The following is a 23,231-nucleotide window of genomic DNA, read 5'->3' as shown; positions in this document are numbered from 1 at the left end:
CTGAGATGAGTCCGTTCAAATACGGCCTAATAAACAAACTCAGCGATAATCAGCATAAAAGAGTAAAGGAACAACTATGTGTCACGTCTACTTCATTGATGATGAATCTGACCTAAGAATGGCGATTGAACAGAGCTTCGAACTCGCGGATATTGATGCCGAATTCTTTCCCGATGCGGAATCGGCCCTGATCGCGATTCAAGAGAATGGATTGCCTCACGTGATCATCACTGATATCTGCTTGCCGGGTATCTCTGGGCATGACCTGCTCAACACCGTCATGCATAAAGACAAAGAGATTCCCGTCATTATGATCACTGGCCATGGTGACATCTCGATGGCGGTGCAAGCGATTCAAGACGGGGCCTATGATTTCATTGAAAAACCGTTCGCTAATGAACGTCTTATCGAAACCACCAAACGCGCAATAGAAAAGCGCCAACTGACCTTGGAAAATCTTGAGCTTAAGCGTTCGCTCAAAGCCAGCAAAGCGCTGGGCCCGAGAATCATTGGTGACACGCAATCCATGACCGAGCTGCGTTCCATCATCACCCATGTTGCCGACACCAATGCCGATATCTTGCTCTTTGGTGAAACAGGCACAGGTAAAGAGCTGGTTGCACGTTCTCTGCATGAACAAAGCAGCCGCCGAGAACAAAACTTTGTCGCGGTCAACTGCGGTGCGGTGCCTGAGAACCTCATTGAGAGTGAACTCTATGGCCACGAGAAAGGCGCGTTTACTGGCGCAGAAAGTAAGCGTGTCGGTAAGTTCGAGTTTGCTCAGGGCGGCACCCTATTTTTAGATGAAATCGAATCCATGCCGATGCAAGCACAAATTCGTTTACTGCGTGTATTGCAAGAACGTGTCATCGAAAGGGTTGGTTCAAACGGGTTAGTTCCCTTAGATATCCGCGTAATTGCGGCAACCAAAGTCGACTTAAAAAAAGCGGCTGAAGAAGGCACCTTCCGCCAAGATCTTTATTACCGACTCAATGTCGTCACCCTAGACTTACCCCCATTGAGAAACCGACAAGAAGACATCCCTGCCCTTTTCCACCACTTCCTATTGGTGGCGGCGGCTCGCTATGGCAAGACAGCCCCAGCACTTCCTCAAAAAGAGCTTCATGCCCTTCTCGCTCATGATTGGCCGGGAAATGTTCGAGAATTACGTAATACTGCAGAGCGTTTTGTGCTTTTAGGTAAGCTTTCTCACTTATCAGACAGCATCAGTAAAACGGCTCAAGAGCTGTCCTTAGCTGAACTGGTATCTGACTTCGAAAAAAACACGCTGAAGCAAGCACTTATTGAATGTAATGGCAGCATAAAAGAGACCATGGAGAGACTGCAATTACCTAGAAAAACCCTCTACGACAAGATGCAAAAACACCAGCTAACGAAAGAGTCTTATAAGGTAGAACCAAACTAAATTAGATTTGCGAGCAAGATCACCTATACTTATTTCAATAACAGGATGTTATGCAATAAATATAATAAGGAAGTGGTTATGGGTGAGAAAACGAGAGTACCATCGATTACTGACACTTTTGAGATAGATGGCATTTACTATACAGATCATCACGTCGATTTAAATACGCCAGAATTAGAAGCCAAACGCGCTTTGTATGAGCAGATAAACCCTCAATCAAATCGTGGCAGAAATATAGATGAGGAGGTCTAGCGACCTCCTCATTTTTTATGGATTAAATTCCATGTCAGTGAATGGTTCAAATAGCTACTTGGAGCAAATAGCTACTTGGAATAACTACGTGGAATAGTTACTTGGTTATGATTTCCGGTCCCATCAATGTGGTCGGTAACCATGTAGATACCCACGGCACGTAAGTGACGATAATCAGGAATAAGAACATCACGCCCACCCACGGCAGTGCCGCTTTCACCACGTTCATCATCGACATCTTGGCGACCCCGGCAGTCACAAACAAATTGAGCCCGACAGGCGGCGTTATCATCCCTATCTCCATGTTCACTACCATCATGATACCTAGGTGGATTGGGTCGATACCGAGTGCAATAGCGATTGGGAATACCAATGGCGCAACGATGATCAGCAAGCCTGATGGCTCCATGAACTGACCACCAATCAAGAGTAAAACGTTCACTACAATCAAGAAGGTGATCGGCCCTAAGCCCGCAGAGAGCATAGACTCAGTGATCATTTGAGGAATGCGTTCTTCGGTCAGTACATGCTTAAGAATCAGAGCGTTGGCAATGATAAACAGCAGCATGATCGTCAGCTTGCCTGCATCGTAAAGCGTGTCTTTAGTGTCTTTATGGAAAAACGTTTGGAACACTTTTACCAGCGCTGGTTTTGTATTGTTCTTGTCCGCAAACGGACCCATATCTTTGTAGATAAAGTTGGCAATAAAGAAGGCATACACCGCTGCGACGGCCGCCGCTTCTGTCGGTGTAAAGATACCGCCGTAGATACCACCTAAAATGATGACAATCAGCAGCAAACCCCAACTCGCATCTTTCGCAGCTGCGAACATCTCACCCCAACCCACAAATGGCTGTGCCGGAATCTTCTTAATCCGTGCTGCAATGTAGATAGCAATCATCAGCATCACACCCGCCAATAGGCCAGGAATAACGCCACCTAAGAACATACGACCTACCGATACATCGGTCGCCGCTGCGTATACCACCATCACGATTGACGGTGGAATCAAGATCCCTAAGGTACCCGCGTTACAGATAACCCCTGCCGCGAACTCTTTTGAATAGCCGTTTTTGATCATGCCCGCAATAACAATACTACCGATAGCCACTACCGTTGCAGGAGATGAACCAGAAAGGGCTGCGAACATCATACATGCCACAACCGACGCCATCGCCAAGCCACCGCGGAACCAACCCACCATTGCGATAGCAAAACGGATAATACGTTTCGCCACGCCACCAGTAGACATGAAGCTAGAGGCCAAGATAAAGAAAGGAATCGCTAAGAGTGTGTAGTGGCCAGCAAAAGCATTAAACAGCGTTTGTGCGACTGAAGCTAATGACGCATCTGAATGCATCAATAAGAATATTACGCTCGATAAACCGAGGGAAATTGCAATTGGTACACCGACCAACATGAAAGCAATTACCATTAAAAATAGAAATAACATTGCCATGATTAGTCTTCCTTACCGTTAGATTTTGTACTCGACTCATTCGCTTTGTTCTGCGGAGTCGAATTCAATACCGCTGTCGCATCTTCGTCAGAGCCCGCTAGCACGTCCGCTTTCAACGCATCCAGCTCTTCTTCGGCTTCGTGTCCTGCAATCATGCGATCAAGCTTGCCCGTTACTACTTGGTAAGCAACTTGAGCAAAACGGAACGTCAGCATTGCCATACCAATCGGCAGCGCCATATAAGGAATAAAACGTGGCAGTTTCTCGTATCGCTCGCCTTCATTCAGCCAATCAGCAAGAAACTGAAGTATCTCTGGCATTGGGATATCATCAGTTTCATACCATGCGCGATCGGTCGCGAATGGATACCAATAATTCCAAGAGCCGATAAGAAGTAAGATTGAAAATGCTAGGCAGCTTGTCACAGCGATTAGCGCATACACTTTGCGTAGCTTTTCTGGGGCAAGGTTGATGATCACATCAACACCGATGTGGAAGTGTTTTTTAACGCCATAAGATGCGCCCACTAACACCATCCAAGCAAACATGAACACCGTCAGTTCCAGTGCCCATAAGATGTTGTCATTGAATGCGTATCGAAATACCACATTGGCAAAAGTAAGTAGCGTCATTGCGCCAAGGAAAAATGCGATTAATGACTCTTCAATCACATCCGTAACTCTTCCGACTTTGGAAAAAAGAGAGGTTTCCAGTGCTGATTCGCTAGAATTTGGTTGTTCCATTTGAGGCTTTTCCATAATTGACTCCGCTTATAATTGTTTTAATAAGGAGTGACGAATACTCGCCACTCCCTTAGCGGTGTTATTGGTTTGAAGCTAACGCTGCATCGATAAGGTCTGAACCGATGTCTTTTTCAAACTTCTTCCATACTGGTTGAAGCGCAGTTACCCATGCTTCACGCTGTTCAGGCGTAAGCGTACGAACCTCACCACCCGCTTCGATGATGTTGTTTTTGTTCGCTAGGTTAACTTTTGAAGATTCTGCGTTACGCGTCTCAGACACTTCTTGAACGATAGTACCAAGCTGTGTACGTACATCTTCAGGTAGGTCTTTCCAGAAGTCGTTTGACGTTACGACTAGGTAATCCAAAATGCCGTGATTGGTTTCAGTCACGCCGTCTTGTACTTCAAAGAACTTCTTACCGTAGATGTTTGACCATGTGTTTTCTTGGCCATCGATAACCTTAGTTTGCAGGCCACCGTACACTTCTTTGAAAGACATCTTCTGTGGGTTAGCGCCTAGTTGTTCAAACTGAGCCACCAATACATCTGATGCTTGAACACGGAATTTCAAACCTTCCGCATCTTCAGGGTTGATAAGAGGTTTGTTCGCCGACATCTGTTTCATGCCATTGTGCCAAAACGCTAGACCCTGTAGGCCACGACGTTTCATTGCATTCTTCAGTTTTTCACCAGATTCTGAGTTTTGGAAACGGTCAACAGCGTCTACATCTTCAAATAGGAACGGAAGGTCAAAAATGCGGTATTTCTTGGTGAACTTCTCAAATTTAGACAGCGAAGGTGCCGCCATTTGAACATCACCATTTAACAGGGCTTCCAGTACCTTATTATCATCGTAAAGCGTCGAGTTAGGGAAAACTTGCATACAAGCTTTACCATTCATTTCAGTGTTTACTCGCTCTTCTAGTAGAGAAGCGGCAATGCCTTTCGGGTGCTTATCAGTATTAGTTACGTGACTGAATTTAATCACGATTTCACCAGGGTCACAGTTTGCAGCAGCATTAAAACTTGTGAGTGCCAGAGCAGATACAGACAGTAGGGTAAGAGGCTTAAACATTATTATTCTCCTTAGTAAACAAAGCAGCCCTTCAATGGGAACTGCGTGCTTTCACTAAGGCAATTAGCGCGCCATATTGATACAAAGCATTAACAACCCTTTAACCACAAGGCTTCATCATAGTTGCCAACATGAGTCGTCCACTCTTTGCAAAATTTAATGGGTGGAAAATGACACATAGAATATTTATAAATGGGTGGGAGTTGACCAAAGCATCAGTGATAAATGAGGTCTGACCAAAAGCCCCTTTCACGATGATGCCTTGAAGTAATTTCAACCTATCCTGTAGAGTGCTGCACAACTTAGTCAGATTTACTGATCCACTACTTACCAAGAGTTGCTACCCATGAGTCAGATCTACCATCACCCAGTACAGATTTACTACGAAGATACCGATCACTCAGGTGTGGTTTATCACCCTAACTTCCTTAAATACTTTGAGCGTGCGCGCGAGCATGTGTTGGGCAGCGATAAACTGGCGGAGTTGTGGAATGATCATGGACTGGGGTTTGCGGTATATAAAGCCAATATGACCTTCCAAGACGGGGTCGAGTTCGCTGAGATCTGTGACATCCGAACTTCTTTTGAACTCGATGGCAAATACAAAACCTTATGGCGACAAGAAGTGTGGCGTAAAGATGCGATTAAACCTGCCGTGATTGGTGATATCGAGATGGTTTGCCTAGATAAAGACAAACAACTTCAGCCTGTACCCGCTGAAGTATTAAAAGCGATGCTTGGCGAAACGAGTTAGGCAATATTACGAGTGGCTGAGAGCGCGAGTGGCTGAAAATACGAGTAGTTGAGAGTGCACCTTGTTCCAGATTAGAAGCTCAAGGTTCTAGTGTAACGAGCGTAAACTCAGCCAAGTAGCTTAAATTTGGGGAAGCACTTCATCTCTAATTGCATAGGAAGCGTTGCACCACCAAGAGTCACGGCAAATCGGAACTGGTTATCCAGCCTTCCTAAACTGCATTGCCAATCTGTTGAAGCATTGCCTTGTTCAGCAGCATCCAACCCAACTCCGTTAAGTACAATGATTTCGTCATGTAACTCTGGTTGTAAACCCGATGAATGAAGTGGCAGTGTTTGTTGAGTTAGATTGGAAAAGTCGAACGAAAAACTTTTCAATGATGTGGCTAACCCCTTTCCTGTCGCTTTGATATACGACTCTTTCAGTGCCCACAAATCAAAGAAACGCTCTCTTTGAGATACCTCATCCAGCCCGAGTAAATCGTTAATCTCAAATTCCGAAAAGTAATGCTTCATTATCGCAGTGATGTTGGTCGAACTTCTTGCATGTTCAATATCCACCCCAAGCTGTAGTGGTTGCCCTTTCGTGTGGCAGACAGCAATCAGTAAATGCTCTTGGCTGTGGCTAATATTGAAATTCAGTCCGGTTTTGTGTTGTTGCTCTGCGATCAAGCGTGGTTTTCCTTTCTCACCATATTCAAACCGCCACTCTTCAGCCGCTAAATCAGAGTAGAACGACAACACCTCTCGCAAATAATTACGAACATAGAGCGCTTGGATCTTAGATGAAGGCATTCGATAACGCTCCACCTTGGCGACTTCATCGTCAGTCAGTTTCTGTTTAAGGCGCGACACATGATCAGTACCTTCATCCAAATCGCTTAGAGAACAAAGCCACAAATCAACGACTGGTGTTTCCATCTTTTTAGCACTCACTTATTAAAAATCACTCTTCATAAAGCCATCAATAAAACATCAAAACGAACAAATTTAACTCACCTATGTTTTGAGAGAAACATAGAGAATTTGGGCAGGAAACACCCTTCATATGCGGACTTAAAACTAATTTTTTAAATAATAACAAATTAAAACACAGATCACACTCAGCCTTACGGAACAGGCATCTATTAAATGTTACTTACAAAAATCTGACATAGATCTCACCAAGTCAAAATATAGAGTATAAACACTAAAAAACAAGTCATACCCATTAATTATCAATAAGTTAATTACATTAAAAATACAAAATTCAAAAACACACAAATTTCATCTGGTCTGAACAGATCATAGTGGCCTCTGGGAGCATTGTATCGGCAACTCACCTCGGGTAGCCTGCTCAACCATTAAACAAATTCACACGTTTTCATTGCGGATAACTGCTTTCCGTTAAGCGGTACTTTGGACAGGATTTAAATGGACATTACCCTCACATTCGAATACCCCCTTCACGCATGAAACACGTTCTCAACGTCTGCAAGTCAATGAACTTCGCACTCCCTATTTCAGTTAGGTGGCCAACTTTCGGCAGCCTTACTCTTCAGCTGCGTTTGCCAAAATCTGTTTCAGATTTATTTTCGATTCAATTAAAAGCGCAGCCTCAAAACACGACATCGCCCTCAGTGATTTCAAGTGGAGACTCATAATGAGCCAACCCGAAAAAAATACACCGGAATCAGTCGACGACACTCGACTTAATAAACGTCTTAAAGACATGCCTATTGCTATCGTTGGTATGGCAAGCATGTTTGCTAACTCTCGTTACTTAAACAAGTTCTGGGATTTGATCAGCGAAAAGATCGATGCAATTACCGAAGTGCCAGATACGCACTGGCGTCCAGAAGATTACTACGATTCAAATCGTACAACGCCAGACAAGTCTTACTGTAAGCGTGGCGGTTTCATCCCAGAAGTCGACTTCAACCCAATGGAGTTCGGTCTTCCGCCAAATATCCTAGAACTAACTGATACTTCACAGCTGCTTTCTTTGATCGTTGCAAAAGAAGTACTTGAAGATGCCAAACTGCCTGAAGGCTACGATCGCGATAAGATCGGTATCACGCTCGGTGTTGGTGGCGGTCAAAAGATTGCTCAAAGCTTGAATGCTCGTCTTCAATACCCTGTTTTGAAAAAAGTCTTCAAAAGCAGTGGCATCAACGACGAAGACAGCGAAATGCTGATCAAAAAATTCCAAGACCAATACATCCACTGGGAAGAGAACTCATTCCCTGGCTCATTGGGTAACGTAATTTCAGGTCGTATTGCTAACCGCTTTGACCTTGGTGGCATCAACTGTGTAGTAGACGCCGCTTGTGCAGGTTCTCTAGCCGCAATGCGCATGGCTCTTAGTGAACTGGTTGAAGGCCGCAGTGAAATGATGATCACTGGTGGTGTGTGTACTGATAACTCACCAACCATGTACATGAGCTTCTCGAAAACGCCAGCATTCACCACTAATGAAACCATTCAACCTTTCGACATCGACTCAAAAGGCATGATGATTGGCGAAGGCATTGGCATGGTTGCTCTTAAGCGTCTTGAAGATGCAGAGCGCGATGGCGACAGAATTTACTCAGTGATTAAAGGTGTTGGTTCATCTTCGGATGGTAAGTTCAAGAGTATTTACGCGCCTCGCCCTGAAGGACAAGCAAAAGCACTAAAACGCGCTTACGATGATGCTGGTTTCGCACCGCACACGCTTGGTCTTTTAGAAGCACACGGCACAGGAACAGCAGCAGGCGATGTTGCTGAATTCGGTGGCTTAAACTCAGTATTCAGTGAAAACAATGAAGAGAAGCAACACATTGCATTAGGCTCTGTGAAATCTCAAATTGGCCACACTAAATCAACCGCAGGTACTGCTGGTTTAATCAAAGCAGCATTAGCATTGCACCATAAAGTACTGCCGCCAACGATCAACGTGTCGAGCCCGAATCCTAAACTGGACATCGAGAACTCACCATTCTACCTAAACACACAAACGCGTCCTTGGATGCAACGTGTCGACGGCACACCACGCCGTGCAGGTATCAGCTCATTTGGTTTTGGTGGTACGAACTTCCACGTTGTTTTAGAAGAGTACACGCCAGAGCACGCTCGCGGTGACAAATACCGTCAGCGCCAAGTGCCGCAAACTCTGTTGTTCAGCGCAGAATCTAGCCAAGCACTGATCAACGAGCTAAAACAGGTTTCAACTCAAGCTGCTGATGCTGTGTTCAAGTTGGAAGCACTTGCAGAACAACACGCTCTACGCGAAGTTGACGCTAAGCATGCTCGTCTTGGTTTAGTTGTGACTGACCAAGCAGACCTTCAAGCGCAACTGACTCAAGCGGTTTCAATGCTTGAGAGTCAAACCAAAACACATTGGCAGATGCCAAACGGTACTAGCTACCGCGAATCGGCACTGATTGCTGAAAACGGTGCAGGTAAAGTGGCAGCGCTATTTGCAGGTCAAGGTTCGCAATACCTCAACATGGGTCGCGAGCTTGCTTGTCATTACCCTGAGATGCGCCAACAGCTTGCTCAAGCGGATCAAGTATTTGGTCAGCACAAGAAAACAGCTCTGTCGCAAATTCTATTCCCAATTCCAACCTTCACACCAGAAGCAACCAAAGCTCAAGAAGCGGTACTAACCAACACGGCGAATGCGCAAAGTGCGATTGGTACTGTTTCTATGGGTCAGTTCGACATCATGACTCAAGCTGGCTTCAAAGCAGACATGGTCGCAGGTCACAGCTTTGGTGAGTTAAGCGCACTATGTGCATCGGGTGTTATCTCGCAAGACGATTACTACCAGTTAGCTTTCGCTCGTGGCGATGCGATGGCAGCGACACCTGAACAAGGCGACAGCGGTACTATGTTTGCGGTCATCCTAGACGCAGACAAACTTCCAGCCGTTGAAAGTTGCATCAGCCAATTCGAAGGTATGAGCATTGCCAACTACAACGCTCCAACTCAACTGGTTATTGCAGGCCCAACAGCGACGGTTCAACAAGCAGCACAAGCGCTAACAGAACAAGGCTTCAAAGCGATTGCTCTGCCAGTATCTGGTGCTTTCCACACACCGCTTGTTGCTCACGCTCAAAAACCATTTGCTGCTGCAATTGATAAAGCTTCATTCAGCGCTCCAACGCTGCCGCTTTACTCAAACGCAACAGGCAAACTACACAGCAAAGACGCGAAAGCGATCAAGAAAGCATTCAAACAGCACATGCTGCAATCGGTTCGTTTCAGTGAGCAAATTGAAGCAATGTATGAAGCAGGCGCGCGCGTATTTGTAGAATTCGGTCCTAAAAATATTCTTCAAAAGCTGGTTGAAAAAACATTGGCTGATAAGAACGAAGAACTTTACGCAATCAGCATCAACCCAAGCCCAAAAGGCGACAGTGATCAACAGCTTCGTTTAGCTGCGGTTCAACTGTGCGTGGCAGGTGTTTCATTGGACAACATTGACCCTTACCAAGCTGACATTGCTGAACCTGCAAAGGCATCACCAATGAACATCAAGCTGAATGCAACCAACTACATCAGCCCAGCTACTCGTAAGAAGATGGATCAATCATTGGCTTCGGGCAACGTCACCGAAAAGACTGAGATTGTTGAAGTGAAAGTTGAAGTCGAGAAAATCGTGGAAAAAGAAGTGATTAAAACAGAAATCGTTGAAGTACCTGTGGCTGCTCCTCAAGCTTCAAATGTACAACAGTCAGTTGTTCCAGTACCAAGTACACAAGTAGCAACAGTAGCTCAGCAACCTCAAGTGGCACAACCTGCATCGGCGACTATTCAGCCTGCAGCTCAAGTAACGGTAGATGAGTCTTCATTGCAGTCGTTCTTCAATGCTCAACAACAAGCAGCAGAAGTACATCAGCAATTCTTGGCGATTCCTCAGCAATACGGTGACACGTTCAACACCCTAATGTCTGAGCAAGCGAAAATGGCAACAGCTGGCGTAGCCATTCCTGAGAACCTACAGCGTTCTATGGAGATGTTCCACCAGCACCAAGCAGAGACTCTAAAAGCTCACGCTCATTACCTAGAGATGCAAGCGCACAGCAACAGCTCTGCACTTAATATGCTGACGCAAGGTTCAGTGCAAACGGCACAACCAACCTTCGTTGCGCCAGTAAATGCCCAGCCAGCGATTCAATCTCCAGCTACTCCAACAGCTATAGTCCAACAGCCTGTAGCTCAAGCACAAGCGACTCCAGTACAAGCTCAGTCTTTTCAAGCTGCGCCGGTTCAAAATACAACAACTCAGAAAACTCCAGTACAGAAAGCCGTTCCTGCACCGCAAGTAGCGGCTCAAGCGGCAGCGCCTGTTGCAGCTCAACCTGTGCCAGTTAAAGCGCAACCGGCTCCTGTGGCTGCGCCAGTAGCAGTACAAACAGCCGATGCTGAAAAAGTGATGCTAGAAGTGGTCGCTGAGAAAACGGGTTACCCAACGGAAATGCTTGACCTAGAAATGGACATGGAAGCAGACCTTGGTATCGACTCAATCAAGCGCGTAGAGATCCTTGGTACCGTTCAAGACGAAATGCCAAACCTACCTGAGCTGAACCCTGAAGATTTAGCTGAGTGTCGTACTCTTGGTGAAATCGTTACTTACATGAACAGCAAGATGCCAGCATCAACGCCTGCTGCCGCACAGCCAAGCGCAACCGCTCCTGTTCAAACAGCTAACGGTCTTGATGCAAAAGTCGTTCAACAAACCATGCTTGAAGTGGTTGCTGAGAAGACAGGTTACCCAACGGAAATGCTTGATCTAGAAATGGATATGGAAGCAGACCTTGGTATCGACTCAATCAAGCGTGTTGAGATTCTTGGTACGGTTCAAGATGAACTGCCTACCCTTCCAGAGCTAAACCCTGAAGATTTAGCTGAGTGTCGCACTCTTGGCGAAATCGTTAACTACATGAACAGCAAGCTTCCAGCTTCTGCTCCCGTGTCTTCACAAGCACCAGTAGTTGCTCCGGCAGCAGCTAGCAATGGTCTAGATGCGGCTGTCGTTCAAAAAACCATGTTAGAAGTAGTCGCAGAGAAAACGGGCTACCCGACTGAAATGCTAGACCTAGCAATGGATATGGAAGCTGACCTTGGTATCGATTCAATCAAGCGTGTTGAAATTCTAGGTACGGTTCAAGACGAGCTACCGACTCTTCCAGAACTAAACCCTGAAGACCTCGCTGAGTGTCGTACTCTAGGCGAAATCGTTGCTTACATGAATACTAAAAGCATGAACAGTAAGCTTCCTGCTTCTGCTCCAGTAGCAACTCAAGCATCTGAACCAGCGCAAGCAGTATCAAACGGTTTAAACGCAGAGCAAGTTCAAAGCACAATGCTGAGCGTAGTAGCGGATAAAACCGGCTACCCAACAGAAATGCTCGACCTAGCAATGGACATGGAAGCAGACCTTGGTATCGACTCAATCAAACGTGTTGAGATCCTTGGTACGGTTCAAGACCAGCTACCAACACTGCCAGAGCTAAACCCTGAAGACCTAGCTGAGTGTCGTACTCTGGGTGAAATTGTTGACTACATGAATAGCAAGTTGGCTCCTAGTTCGGAAGTAACGACAGTAGCACCTGCTCCAGAAGCAACTGCAACCGCTGTACAAAGCGCGAGCAACGACCTAAACCCTGTTCATGTTCAATCAACAATGATGGAAGTGGTTGCCGACAAAACAGGTTACCCAGCAGAAATGCTCGATCTAGCAATGGACATGGAAGCAGACCTTGGTATCGACTCAATCAAACGTGTTGAGATTCTAGGTACGGTTCAAGACCAGCTACCAACGCTGCCAGAGCTAAATCCTGAAGACTTAGCAGAGTGTCGTACGCTTGGTGAAATCGTTACCTACATGCAAAGCAAGCTATCCGCTGCTGCACCCGTAGCGACTCCAAAAGCTGAATCAGTCACGCCTATCGCAGAAACAGCGACAGCGGAGCTTCCTCCACACAAGGAGGTAGCGCTAAAAAAGCTACCAGCGGCAGATAAACTCGTCGATTGTTTCTCAAAAGACGCTTGCGTCGTGATCACCGATGATGGTCACAACGCTGGTGTTCTAGCAGAAAAGTTGACCGCTAACGGCATTCAAGTTGCTGTAGTACGTAGTGCTCTTTCTGCCGCGTCACCTTTAAACAGTGAAATCGCAAGCTACACACTCAACAGCGTCGATGATGCTGGTGTGACTGCGGTAATTAACGACATCGAAGCAGACCTTAAAACGTCAAACAAAGTGATTGCTGGTTTCATTCACCTGCAAGCTATCGTTGATGCAAAACAAAGCAACGAGCAAGCGGTTAACTTGAATGCAGACTCAAGAGCTTCACTGACGACAGCGTTCTTATTCGCTAAGCACCTAAATGGTCAGCTGAATGCCGTTTCAGGTCGCAGCGTGTTCTTCACGCTAAGCCGTATCGATGGTGGCTTTGGTTACCTAGATACTAAGCAATTAGCAAATGCAGAACTTAACCAAGCCGCGTTGTCTGGTCTAACTAAGACACTGAGCCATGAATGGTCAAACGTGTTCTGCCGTGCATTGGATGCTGACGCTTCTATTGATGCTCGTCACCTATCTGAGGCTATTACAGGCGAACTGTTCGATATCGATACCAACACGGTTGAAATCGGTCTTAGCCATGCGGAAAACGGTGATTCTGGTCGTGCAACATTGATCGCTGCAACACCAGGTGCAGCACAAACCAAAAACGCAGGCGCTCAGCTCACCAAGAGCGACAAAGTTCTCGTAACGGGTGGCGCTAAAGGCGTGACGTTTGAATGTGCACTAACGCTTGCTAAGCAATGTAAGTCTCACTTCATTCTTGCTGGTCGTAGTAAACACATTACATCACAAGAGCTACCTCAATGGGCTCAAGGCAAACAACAGACTGAATTGAAACCGGCAGCGATTGCTCACCTACAAGCAACGGGTGATAAGCCAACGCCGAAGAAAGTTGATGCCTTACTAAAACCTGTATTGAGCAGCCTTGAAATCAATGCAGCACTAGCTGCTTTCAACGAGATTGGCGCAAGTGCTGAATACCTAAGCCTAGATGTATCGAACCATGAGTCAGTAGCGAAAACGCTGGCAAACTTCAACGACATTACAGGTCTTATCCATGGTGCAGGTGTACTGGCTGACAAGCATATTCAAGATAAAACACTTGATGAACTGAACATGGTTTACGGCACCAAAGTGGGCGGACTAGAAGCGGTTCTTGGTGGTCTTGATAGCAGCAAGCTAAAGCTGATTGCGATGTTCTCTTCGGCAGCGGGTTTCTACGGAAATACAGGCCAAAGTGATTACTCGATGTCTAACGAAATCCTAAACAAAGCGGCTCTGCAATTGTCTGCTCGTAACCCTCAAGCGAAAGTGATGAGCTTCAACTGGGGACCGTGGGACGGTGGCATGGTAAACGCAGCACTGAAACGTATGTTTACAGAGCGCGGTGTGTACGTGATTCCTCTTCAGGCAGGTGCTGAACTATTTAGTTCTCAACTACTGAACGAGACTGGCATTCAATTGCTGGTTGGTACGAGCATGCAAGGTTCTGACAACAAGGAAGCTGCTGTAAAAAAGCTTAATGCGGAGTCTGTGCATCTTGCAAAGAGTCCGCTGAATACAAGCATCACTGTGACACGTCATCTTGACCCGAAGGCATTGCCTTTCATTCAAGATCACTGCATTGCCGGTAACCCAGTGTTACCGACAGTGTGTGCCATCCAATGGATGCGCGAAGTAGCAGAGCAACTGTTAGGTGTGAACGTTAGCGTTCACAACTACAAACTGCTTAAGGGTGTGATTTTTGATACCGATGAAGTACAAGAACTAAAACTGGTTCTTTCCTCTGACGCTAAATCAAAAGCTCAGCTAAAAGCGGTGATCAGTTGCCAAGGGCGACCACAGTATCAAGCTCAGTTGCAAGTTGCCTCTGTGCAAGGGGCTGAAGATGCTCAACAAGCGTCAGAAAAGCGTTTTGAAGCTAGCACTTCAACACCTGTAACAACGGCACAAGCTCTATACAGTGACGGCACTCTGTTTCACGGACCAAGATTGCAAGGTATTACCTCAGTCGAACGCTTTGACGACTTAGGCTTATTGGCTCAATGCAAGTTGCCTCAGATTGAAAACAGCGACTGCGGATCGTTTATTCCTAAGCAAGGTTTTGGTGATAGCCAGCCATTCGCGGAAGATTATTTACTGCAAGCCATGTTGGTATGGGCTCGATTGAAATACGGTGCAGCAAGCCTACCGTCTGCAATTAGTGAGTTTATTTGTTACGCACCGATGCACAATGGTGACCAAGGTTGGCTGGAGCTGAGCGTGATAAAAAGCATGGCTCGTTCACTGCAAGCTGATATCTCGCTTTACCACCAGGATGGTCGTTTAAGCGCAGTAATGAAAGGTGCCAAAGTCACCATCAGCAAGGGCTTAAATGACGCGTTTTTGCCGAAATCTAGCTCAGCAGTATCGAAGAAAGAGTCTAATAAGAACGCAGAAAAGGAGCAATTGTCATAGTGACTGTTCCTACTAATAAAGCGATGCCATTACGCATCGCTCTTTTAGCTCAGCCAGCAAACGCGGCTGAGCTTTCTGCCGACTTATCACCTTCGCTTCCTGAGATGATGACTGTTGTGATTGATGGCAGTTTTAATCAAGCGCTTACTCAAGCGATTGAGGCAGTCAATCAAGGTAGTGCTGTTAAGCTTTGTTTGGATTCTCTCGCTCCATCATTGGTGATGTTGAGTGCACTGACCGCTGCTCAGAACAAGATTCATCCACACGCTTATCTAGCGAGTTTTGCAGATGCAACTATCGAAGATAGCGTTGAGCTTGCTCTGGATATTGCACGCCGCCCCGCGACAGATTTAAGCCATCAACAGCAATACTCAGCACTCTCTGCTTCGCAGCAGTTTGATGAATTGCTGAATATGGTTAATGCGATATCGAGCCGTTCATCAGCTAATCATTACTGGTTCACTGAGCCGAACAAAGCACGTGTTGCTTCATTGACCTTCAATGACGATAGCCAAAACGCCACCAGCCTGATACTGACTCAAGCGACCGGTTTGCAAGAACCAAAAACCTTGCTATCCAGCGAACGCTTAATGTTTGTGGTTTCTGGCAATGACCAAGCTGAATTAGTTTCTCAGCTAACCTCGTTAAGAGAAGAGCTTAATTGCATTAGCAATTCAGCGGACAGCGAAATTGCTATCGCCACCTTAATGCATTCAAACCTAAGTCACTTCCAAAACGTTCAGCACAATGCTGGCCTTAACGCGAACATCGTGATTCAGGCGGCTTCAATTGAGGCTGCACTACAAGAAATCACAGCGCTAGAAAATGCGTTGCCAAAAGTAATGGCTGACAATAGCCAATACAAGACTCCAGCGGGCAGTTGTTTCTCACCGAAGCCTCAAAGCAAAGGTGGCGTTGCATTTGTTTACCCAGGTGTTGGCACGGTTTATCCCGGTATGTTGCGTGAATTTCACCACCATTTCCCACAGTTATTTGCTCGTTTAGAACGTGAAGGTAACTTGAAAGAGATGCTGCAGGCCGAGAAAACTTACGCTGACGACTCGCAAGAAATGTCGCTCAGTGAGTTGGCAATTGCAGGTGTGGGCAGTAGTTATCTGTTAACACAACTGCTGTGTGATGAATTCAAAGTGCAGCCAGATTTCGCCTTAGGTTACTCCAAAGGTGAAGCCTCGATGTGGGCAAGCTTAAATGTTTGGAAAAATCCACATGCGCTGATTGAGATGACTCAAACTAGCCCAATTTTCACCACGGCTATTTCTGGCGAACTCACAGCAGTGCGTCAAGATTGGCAGCTGAACAGCGACGAAAACATCCAATGGAATAGCTTTGTGGTTCGCAGTGATGCACAAGCGATTGAGGCTCTGTTACCGGAGTTTCCACGTGCTTATCTTGCAATCATCCAAGGCGATACTTGTGTACTGGCCGGTTGTGAAAGCACATGCCGTGCACTACTCAAAAAACTGGGTAAACGTGGCATTGCAGCGAACCGTGTTACCGCAATGCACACCACACCAGCGCTAAGTCAGCATAACCAAGTGCGAGAGTTTTACACGCAACCACTGTTCGACGAGTTGCCAAAGCATATCCGCTTTATCAGCGCAACAGGTCTACCGACGGGCGCACCAATCAATATCGACAGCGATAGTATCGCCCTTTCGATTGCCGACACTTTCTGTTCAACGCTGGATTTCACCGCGTTGATCCAGAGTGCACGTCAGCAAGGTGCTCGCCTGTTTGTTGAAGTGGGTGCCGATCGTCAAACCAGCACATTGATCGACAAGATCAATCGTAGCGACAACGTAGCCGACCAGTACAGCTCAATCGCTTCCAATGCCAAAGGCGGTGACGATGTTGTCACGCTCATCAAATGCATTGGTCAGCTCATTACTCATCAAATCCCACTGTCTGTCGAGCCACTTATTCAAGGGTTAGAGCAACAGATCACCGCCGCTAAACAATTAAGCGGTGTGGCTCAAGGCAGCGCAGTGAATCATCAAGGAGAGCTAGTATGAGTTCTCAATATCAGGCTCAAGCCAAGACTAAGCAGCAAGTGAAGTGCAATAAGATCGCGATTGTCGGTATTGCCAATCAATACCCAGAAGCTGATACGCCAAAAGATTTTTGGCAAAACTTGCTGAACAAAAAAGATTCTCGAACCACATTAAGCGCTGAAAAGTTAGGCGCTAAACCTGAAAGCTATCAGGGCGAGCAAGGTGAGTCAGACCGCTTTTACTGTGATAAAGGCGGCTACATCGAAAACTTCAATTTCGACAGTAATGGCTACCGTTTAACAGCCGAGTCATTTAAAGGTGTCGACCAGAGTTTCCTTTGGGCTTTGGATACCAGTCGTAAGGCTTTAATCGACGCCGGTATTGATCTGAATGCCGATGTTTTAGAGCGTACAGGTGTGATCATGGGAGCGCTTTCGTTCCCAACAACACGTTCGAACGATCTGTTTCTGCCGATGTATCACTCGGTGGTCGAGAAAGCACTACAAGCTAAATTGGCTAATGACCAGTTTTCACTGCTACCAACCAATGAAACGGCTCAAGACCTCAACCCGATCAACGGTGCGGCAGCACACAACGCCTCTAAGTTAGTGGCTGATGCATTAGGTCTAGGCAACGTGCAACTTAGCCTAGATGCGGCATGTGCAAGTTCGGTGTATTCATTGAAGTTAGCGTGTGACTACTTAAACACAGGCAAAGCCGACATGATGTTGGCAGGTGCGGTATCAGGTGCTGACCCATTCTTCATCAACATGGGTTTTTCCATCTTCCACGCTTACCCAGACCACGGTGTTTCGGTTCCGTTTGATAGCAACAGTAAAGGTCTATTTGCTGGCGAAGGTGCCGGTGTTTTAGTGCTAAAACGTTTAGCTGATGCAGAGCGTGATGGCGACAACATTTATGCGGTAGTGAGCGGCATTGGCTTGTCGAACGATGGCCGTGGCCAGTTCGTATTAAGCCCAAACAGCAAAGGACAAGTACAAGCCTTTGAACGTGCTTACGAGGCTTCAAACCTAACACCAGACAGCATCGAAGTGATTGAGTGTCACGCAACCGGCACACCATTAGGTGACAAGGTTGAGTTGACCTCAATGGAGCGATTCTTTACTGAGAAGTTGAATGGTTCTAACCCGCCATTAATTGGCTCTGCGAAGTCAAACCTCGGTCACTTACTGACGGCAGCAGGTATGCCAGGGATCATGAAGATGATCTTTGCGATGAAAGAAGGCGTTCTTCCACCAAGTATTAACTTAGACAAGCCACTGTCTTCACCAGAAGGTTTATTTGGCTCACAGACGCTACCAACACAAGTCCAACCTTGGCCAAGTAAAGCGGGTAACCAAGAGCGCTGTGCGGGTGTGTCTGTATTTGGTTTCGGTGGTTGTAACGCTCACTTACTGCTTGAAGCGTATTCAGATACGAGTCATGTAAACCAGACTCTAGAGTCAGCTTCTCCAAGCCTACAGCCGTCTAATTTAAGCATTACTGGTCTAGCGTCTCACTTCGGTTCTCTGCAAAGCATCAATGCGCTAAGCACTGCGATTGAGACCAACAACGATGCTTTCATTGCTTTGCCTAAGAAACGCTGGAAAGGCTTAGACCAACATCCAGAACTACTGAATCAGTTTGGTTTGCACGGCATTCCAAACGGAGCTTACATCGATCAATTCGATCTCGACTTCCTTCGCTTCAAAGTGCCGCCTAATGAAGATGACCGTTTGATCTCTCAGCAGTTGTTACTGATGAAAGTTGCAGATGAAGCCATCAAAGATGCCAAGCTCGTAGCGGGCCAAAAGGTTGCAGTACTCGTAGCGATGGAAACAGAGCTTGAGATGCACCAATTCCGTGGGCGCGTAAACCTGCATAGCCAACTGGCTGACAGCTTTGCCAACATGGGTATTGAGCTAACACAAGATGAATACCAATCGCTAGAAACCATCGCGATGGACAGTGTGATGGACGCAGCCAAGCTGAACCAATACACCAGTTTCATCGGCAATATCATGGCTTCGCGTATCTCTTCATTGTGGGACTTTAACGGCCCTGCCTTTACGATTTCAGCCGCTGAGCAGTCAGTTGCACGTTGTATCGATGTCGCACAAAACTTGATGTCTCAAGAATCAATGGACGCTGTTGTAATTGCAGCCGTTGACCTTAGTGGCAGTGCAGAACATGTGATTCTGAAGAACAGTGTGAGCCCTGTGTCGCTTGCTCCTAAATTCGGACAGCCGCAAGAAGGCAGTTGGAATGTGGGTGAAGGCGCAGGTGCAATCATTCTTGTTGAAGAGAATCAAGTAACAAGCAACCAAGATACAGCTTACGGTAGCATCAATGCATTGGCCTTTGGTGCAAGCGAGCGTAACAACGCCGTTACCGATGAATTGCTGACTCAAGTCGGCATGAGCTCGAACGATATTTCTCTGCTTGAGCTTAACCATGCTCCTGAATCTACATTACATCAGTCTTCGTCTCTAAGTTTCACGGACACAAAAACGACTCAAGCGAGTCAACGTGTTGGTCATTGCTCCGCTGCTTCTGGCATGGCGAGCCTACTACACGGCCTGCTCAATCTGAACCTTGCACCTCTGAATCCAAGCATCAGCTCTAAGAACGCGATTGTTGCCAACATCAGCGAAGGACAATGTTCACAGCTACTACTAAGCCAATCGAGTATTGAATCTCAATCACTTTCTGTTCGTTTAAGGAGTGAACTGGCAAGTGATGCTAAGCGTCAATTGGTTAAACAAGTGACTCTCGGTGGTCGCGATATTTATCAACACATCGCAGAGACACCAATCGCTAATCTAGCGCACATTCAACAAAAAGCTTCTGGTAAACAAGCAGCAAGAGTGGCGTCGGTTCCTACGACAGCAAGCATTCAAGCAGCGATTGCGCCAAAAGAGTTAGAGAAGAAAGCATTAGCGCAGAACGCGCTAGAGCCAGTCATCGAAACTCCTACATCAGTATCCCCTACTCTGGCGCCAACTCGCCACAGTCAGCTAACAGGTAACCACAGCAATATGACTCATGTCCTATCCGCTAAAAATGGCGTATCAAACATCAACGCTAATACGGATGAAGCACCACAGCTATCTGTAACACCACACAACCAAGCCTTTGCTCAAAACCAGCAGGCGGCACAGCAAGTTCACAAAGCCTTTTTGCAAACACGTGCACAAGGCCTGCAGATTGCCGATGCTCTATTAAAAGCACAGCTAAACGCAGTGACGTCTGGTTTAGATAGCAATGCCCTGATTCAACAAACGAGTGGTCAACAAACGAATGGTCAACAAACGGCAGCTCAATCTGTTCAAGCTCAACCGGATCAGGTTCAGGAAGCGCCAGTCAACGTACTTGCAACGCCAACACCAGTAAAACCAATCCGTAAGCCGTGTATCTGGGATTACGATGATTTGGTTGAGTACGCGGAAGGTGATATTGCGAACGTGTTTGGTCCTGACTACGCGATCATTGATAGCTACTCGCGCCGTGTTCGCTTGCCAACCACTGACTACCTATTGGTATCTCGTGTTACTAAGCTCAACGCGACAGTGAACGAGTACAAGCCAAGTACCATGACCACAGAATACGACATCCCAGTTGATGCGCCGTATCTTGTCGATGGTCAGATCCCTTGGGCTGTTGCAGTTGAATCTGGTCAGTGTGACCTAATGCTGATCAGCTACTTAGGCATTGATTTCGAAAACAAAGGTGAGCGTGTTTATCGCCTACTTGATTGTACGCTGACCTTCCTTGGCGACTTGCCTCGTGGTGGCGATACGCTGCGTTACAATATCTCAATCAACAGCTTTGCTCGCAATGGCGACACGCTGCTGTTCTTCTTCTCATACGAATGTTTCGTTGGCGACAAGATGATCCTGAAAATGGACAACGGCTGTGCGGGCTTCTTCACTGATGAAGAGCTAGCTGACGGCAAAGGTGTGATTCACACTGAAGACGAAATTAAGGCTCGTAAGCTTGCGACTAAGCAACGCTTCGACCCAATGTTACACTGCCCTAAAACTCAGTTTAACCACCAAGAACTGCGCCACCTACTGACTGCCAACATTGCAGAGTGTTTTGGCCCGACTCACCAATCTGATCGCCACCAACCTTCTCTATGCTTCAGCTCAGAGAAGTTCATGATGATCGAAAAGGTTAGCCGTGTTGAACCGCAAGGCGGCACATGGGGACTTGGTCTGATTGAAGGTCACAAGCAGCTAGAGCCTGAGCACTGGTACTTCCCTTGTCACTTTAAAGATGACTCAGTAATGGCTGGCTCTTTGATGGCAGAAGGTTGTGGTCAACTGCTTCAATTCTTCATGATGCACCTTGGCATGCACACGCTTGTTCAAAATGGTCGTTTCCAACCGCTTGAAAATGCGCCTCAGCAAGTGCGCTGTCGTGGTCAAGTTCTACCACAATCGGCAGAACTGACTTACCGCATGGAAGTGACCGAGATTGGTCTAAGCCCTCGTCCATACGCGAAAGCTAACATCGATATTTTGCTGAACGGCAAGGTGATTGTTGATTTCCAAAACTTAGGTGTGATGATCAAAGAAGATGACGAATGTACTCGTTATCTGCCTTCTTTAGAAACAGCTGTCGCGACCCCTGTTATCGAAAACTTGGGCCATACACCAGCAGTGAACCAACAGGCTTCAGCAAATGCGCCGTTGATGGCACAAATTGAAGACCTAGAAACTGCACCAAATAAAGGCGTAGTTCCTCTTCAACACGTTGAAGCTCCAGTAACGCCTGATTACCCAAACCGTACACCTGATACGGTTCCATTCACGCCATACCACATGTTCGAATTCGCGACTGGCGATATCGAGAAATGTTTCGGCCCTGACTTCTCTATCTACCGTGGAATGATTCCACCACGTACTCCGTGTGGCGATCTGCAGTTAACCACTCGTGTCGTTGAGATCGACGGTAAACGTGGCGACTTCAAGAAACCTTCATCGTGTATCGCTGAATACGAAGTGCCAGAAAATGCATGGTACTTTGATGAAAACAGCCACCATACCTTGATGCCTTATTCGGTATTGATGGAGATTTCGCTGCAGCCAAACGGCTTCATCTCTGGCTACATGGGCACAACACTGGGCTTCCCAGGTGAAGAACTGTTTTTCCGTAACCTAGACGGCAGCGGCAAAATGCTGCGTAACGTCGACTTACGTGGCAAAACCATCACCAACGATTCTCGCCTGCTTTCAACCGTAATGATGGGTACCAACATCGTACAGAGCTTTAGCTTCGAGCTGAGCACAGATGGTGTGCCTTTCTACGAAGGTACAGCGGTATTTGGTTACTTCAAAGGTGCTGCACTGAAGGACCAACTGGGTTTGGACAACGGTAAGGTGACCCACCCTTGGCACGTTGATAACAACCGTACACCGGATGTAAACATCAACCTGCTAGACAAGACGACTCGTTACTTCAATGCACCTGTCTCGTCTACTGGTGAAGTGCAAGAGCACTACAAATTGGCTGGCGGTCGTTTGAACTTTATTGATACCGTGCAGATCACAAGCGACGGTGGTAAAGACGGCCTTGGCTACCTATACGCTGAGCGCACGATTGACCCAAGCGATTGGTTCTTCCAGTTCCACTTCCATCAAGACCCAGTAATGCCAGGTTCTCTAGGTGTCGAAGCGATCATCGAGCTGATGCAAACCTATGCGCTAAACAAAGATCTTGGCGCTGGCTTCCGCAATCCGAAGTTTGGTCAAATCCAATCTGAAGTGAAATGGAAATACCGTGGTCAGATTAACCCTCTGAACAAACAGATGTCTCTGGATGTACACATCACTGCGATTAAAGACGAAGACGGCAAGCGCATCATCGTTGGCGACGCAAACCTGAGCAAAGATGGTCTGCGTATTTACGAAGTGAAAGACATCGCGATTTGTATCGAAGAAGCCCCTGCTAGCGATAAAGCTTCTGGTATCAAGAAAGCATAAGCCGCCATTA

The 23,231-nt window shown here is 46.7% G+C and carries 10 protein-coding genes; 6 read left to right on the top strand and 4 right to left on the bottom strand.

The annotated features are described in order from the left end of the window. The first annotated feature begins 76 nt into the window (after nucleotides 1-76). A complete protein-coding gene (locus tag ITG10_RS12755; RefSeq protein WP_248386425.1) occupies nucleotides 77-1,426 on the top strand; it encodes a sigma-54 dependent transcriptional regulator in 1,350 nt (449 codons plus the stop codon). A gap of 78 nt (nucleotides 1,427-1,504) precedes the next feature. Then, nucleotides 1,505-1,678, top strand: a complete 174-nt coding sequence (locus ITG10_RS12750) for a hypothetical protein (protein ID WP_017631412.1) — start codon at nucleotides 1,505-1,507, stop codon at nucleotides 1,676-1,678. A gap of 97 nt (nucleotides 1,679-1,775) precedes the next feature. Here ITG10_RS12750 and ITG10_RS12745 read toward each other — a convergent pair whose 3' ends face one another. From ITG10_RS12745 to ITG10_RS12735, 3 genes are all read right to left on the bottom strand, one after another. Continuing rightward, nucleotides 1,776-3,137, bottom strand: a complete 1,362-nt coding sequence (locus tag ITG10_RS12745; protein WP_017060625.1) for a TRAP transporter large permease — start codon at nucleotides 3,135-3,137, stop codon at nucleotides 1,776-1,778. A 2-nt stretch (nucleotides 3,138-3,139) separates the two neighbouring features. Further along, the gene (locus ITG10_RS12740; RefSeq protein ID WP_017631411.1) at nucleotides 3,140-3,895 is read right to left on the bottom strand and encodes a TRAP transporter small permease; all 756 of its coding nucleotides are present in this window, start codon (nucleotides 3,893-3,895) and stop codon (nucleotides 3,140-3,142) included. 64 nt (nucleotides 3,896-3,959) lie between these two features. Beyond that, nucleotides 3,960-4,955, bottom strand: a complete 996-nt coding sequence (locus ITG10_RS12735; RefSeq protein WP_017631410.1) for a TRAP transporter substrate-binding protein — start codon at nucleotides 4,953-4,955, stop codon at nucleotides 3,960-3,962. A 346-nt stretch (nucleotides 4,956-5,301) separates the two neighbouring features. On the opposite strand from ITG10_RS12735, the gene ITG10_RS12730 reads away from it, so the two are divergent. Beyond that, on the top strand, nucleotides 5,302-5,709 hold the full coding sequence (locus ITG10_RS12730; protein WP_017631409.1) for a thioesterase family protein: 408 nt from the start codon (nucleotides 5,302-5,304) through the stop codon (nucleotides 5,707-5,709). A gap of 107 nt (nucleotides 5,710-5,816) precedes the next feature. On the opposite strand, the gene ITG10_RS12725 is transcribed toward ITG10_RS12730, so the two are convergent. Next, nucleotides 5,817-6,629 carry a 4'-phosphopantetheinyl transferase superfamily protein gene (locus ITG10_RS12725; RefSeq protein ID WP_017631408.1) on the bottom strand — a complete coding sequence of 271 codons (813 nt, stop codon included), beginning with the start codon at nucleotides 6,627-6,629 and terminating at the stop codon, nucleotides 5,817-5,819. Nucleotides 6,630-7,350: 721 nt separating this feature from the next. On the opposite strand from ITG10_RS12725, the gene ITG10_RS12720 reads away from it, so the two are divergent. The 3 genes from ITG10_RS12720 to ITG10_RS12710 are packed head-to-tail and all read left to right on the top strand — an operon-like array spanning nucleotide 7,351 to nucleotide 23,221. Then, the gene (locus ITG10_RS12720) at nucleotides 7,351-15,222 is read left to right on the top strand and encodes a type I polyketide synthase (RefSeq protein WP_248386424.1); all 7,872 of its coding nucleotides are present in this window, start codon (nucleotides 7,351-7,353) and stop codon (nucleotides 15,220-15,222) included. Beyond that, a complete protein-coding gene (locus tag ITG10_RS12715; protein ID WP_017633143.1) occupies nucleotides 15,222-17,255 on the top strand; it encodes a PfaB family protein in 2,034 nt (677 codons plus the stop codon). The genes ITG10_RS12720 and ITG10_RS12715 overlap by 1 nt, the downstream gene beginning before the upstream one ends. Then, entirely contained in the window at nucleotides 17,252-23,221 is a 5,970-nt protein-coding gene (locus ITG10_RS12710; RefSeq protein WP_017633142.1) for a beta-ketoacyl synthase N-terminal-like domain-containing protein, read from the top strand. Before ITG10_RS12715 ends, ITG10_RS12710 begins: the two co-directional genes overlap by 4 nt. Nucleotides 23,222-23,231: the final 10 nt, after the last annotated feature.

Origin of the sequence: Vibrio sp. ED004, from assembly GCF_023206395.1 — a bacterium.
Taxonomy (GTDB): Bacteria; Pseudomonadota; Gammaproteobacteria; order Enterobacterales; family Vibrionaceae; genus Vibrio.
Note: the sequence above shows the minus strand (reverse complement) of the source record. Positions and strands in the feature narration are given on the sequence as shown.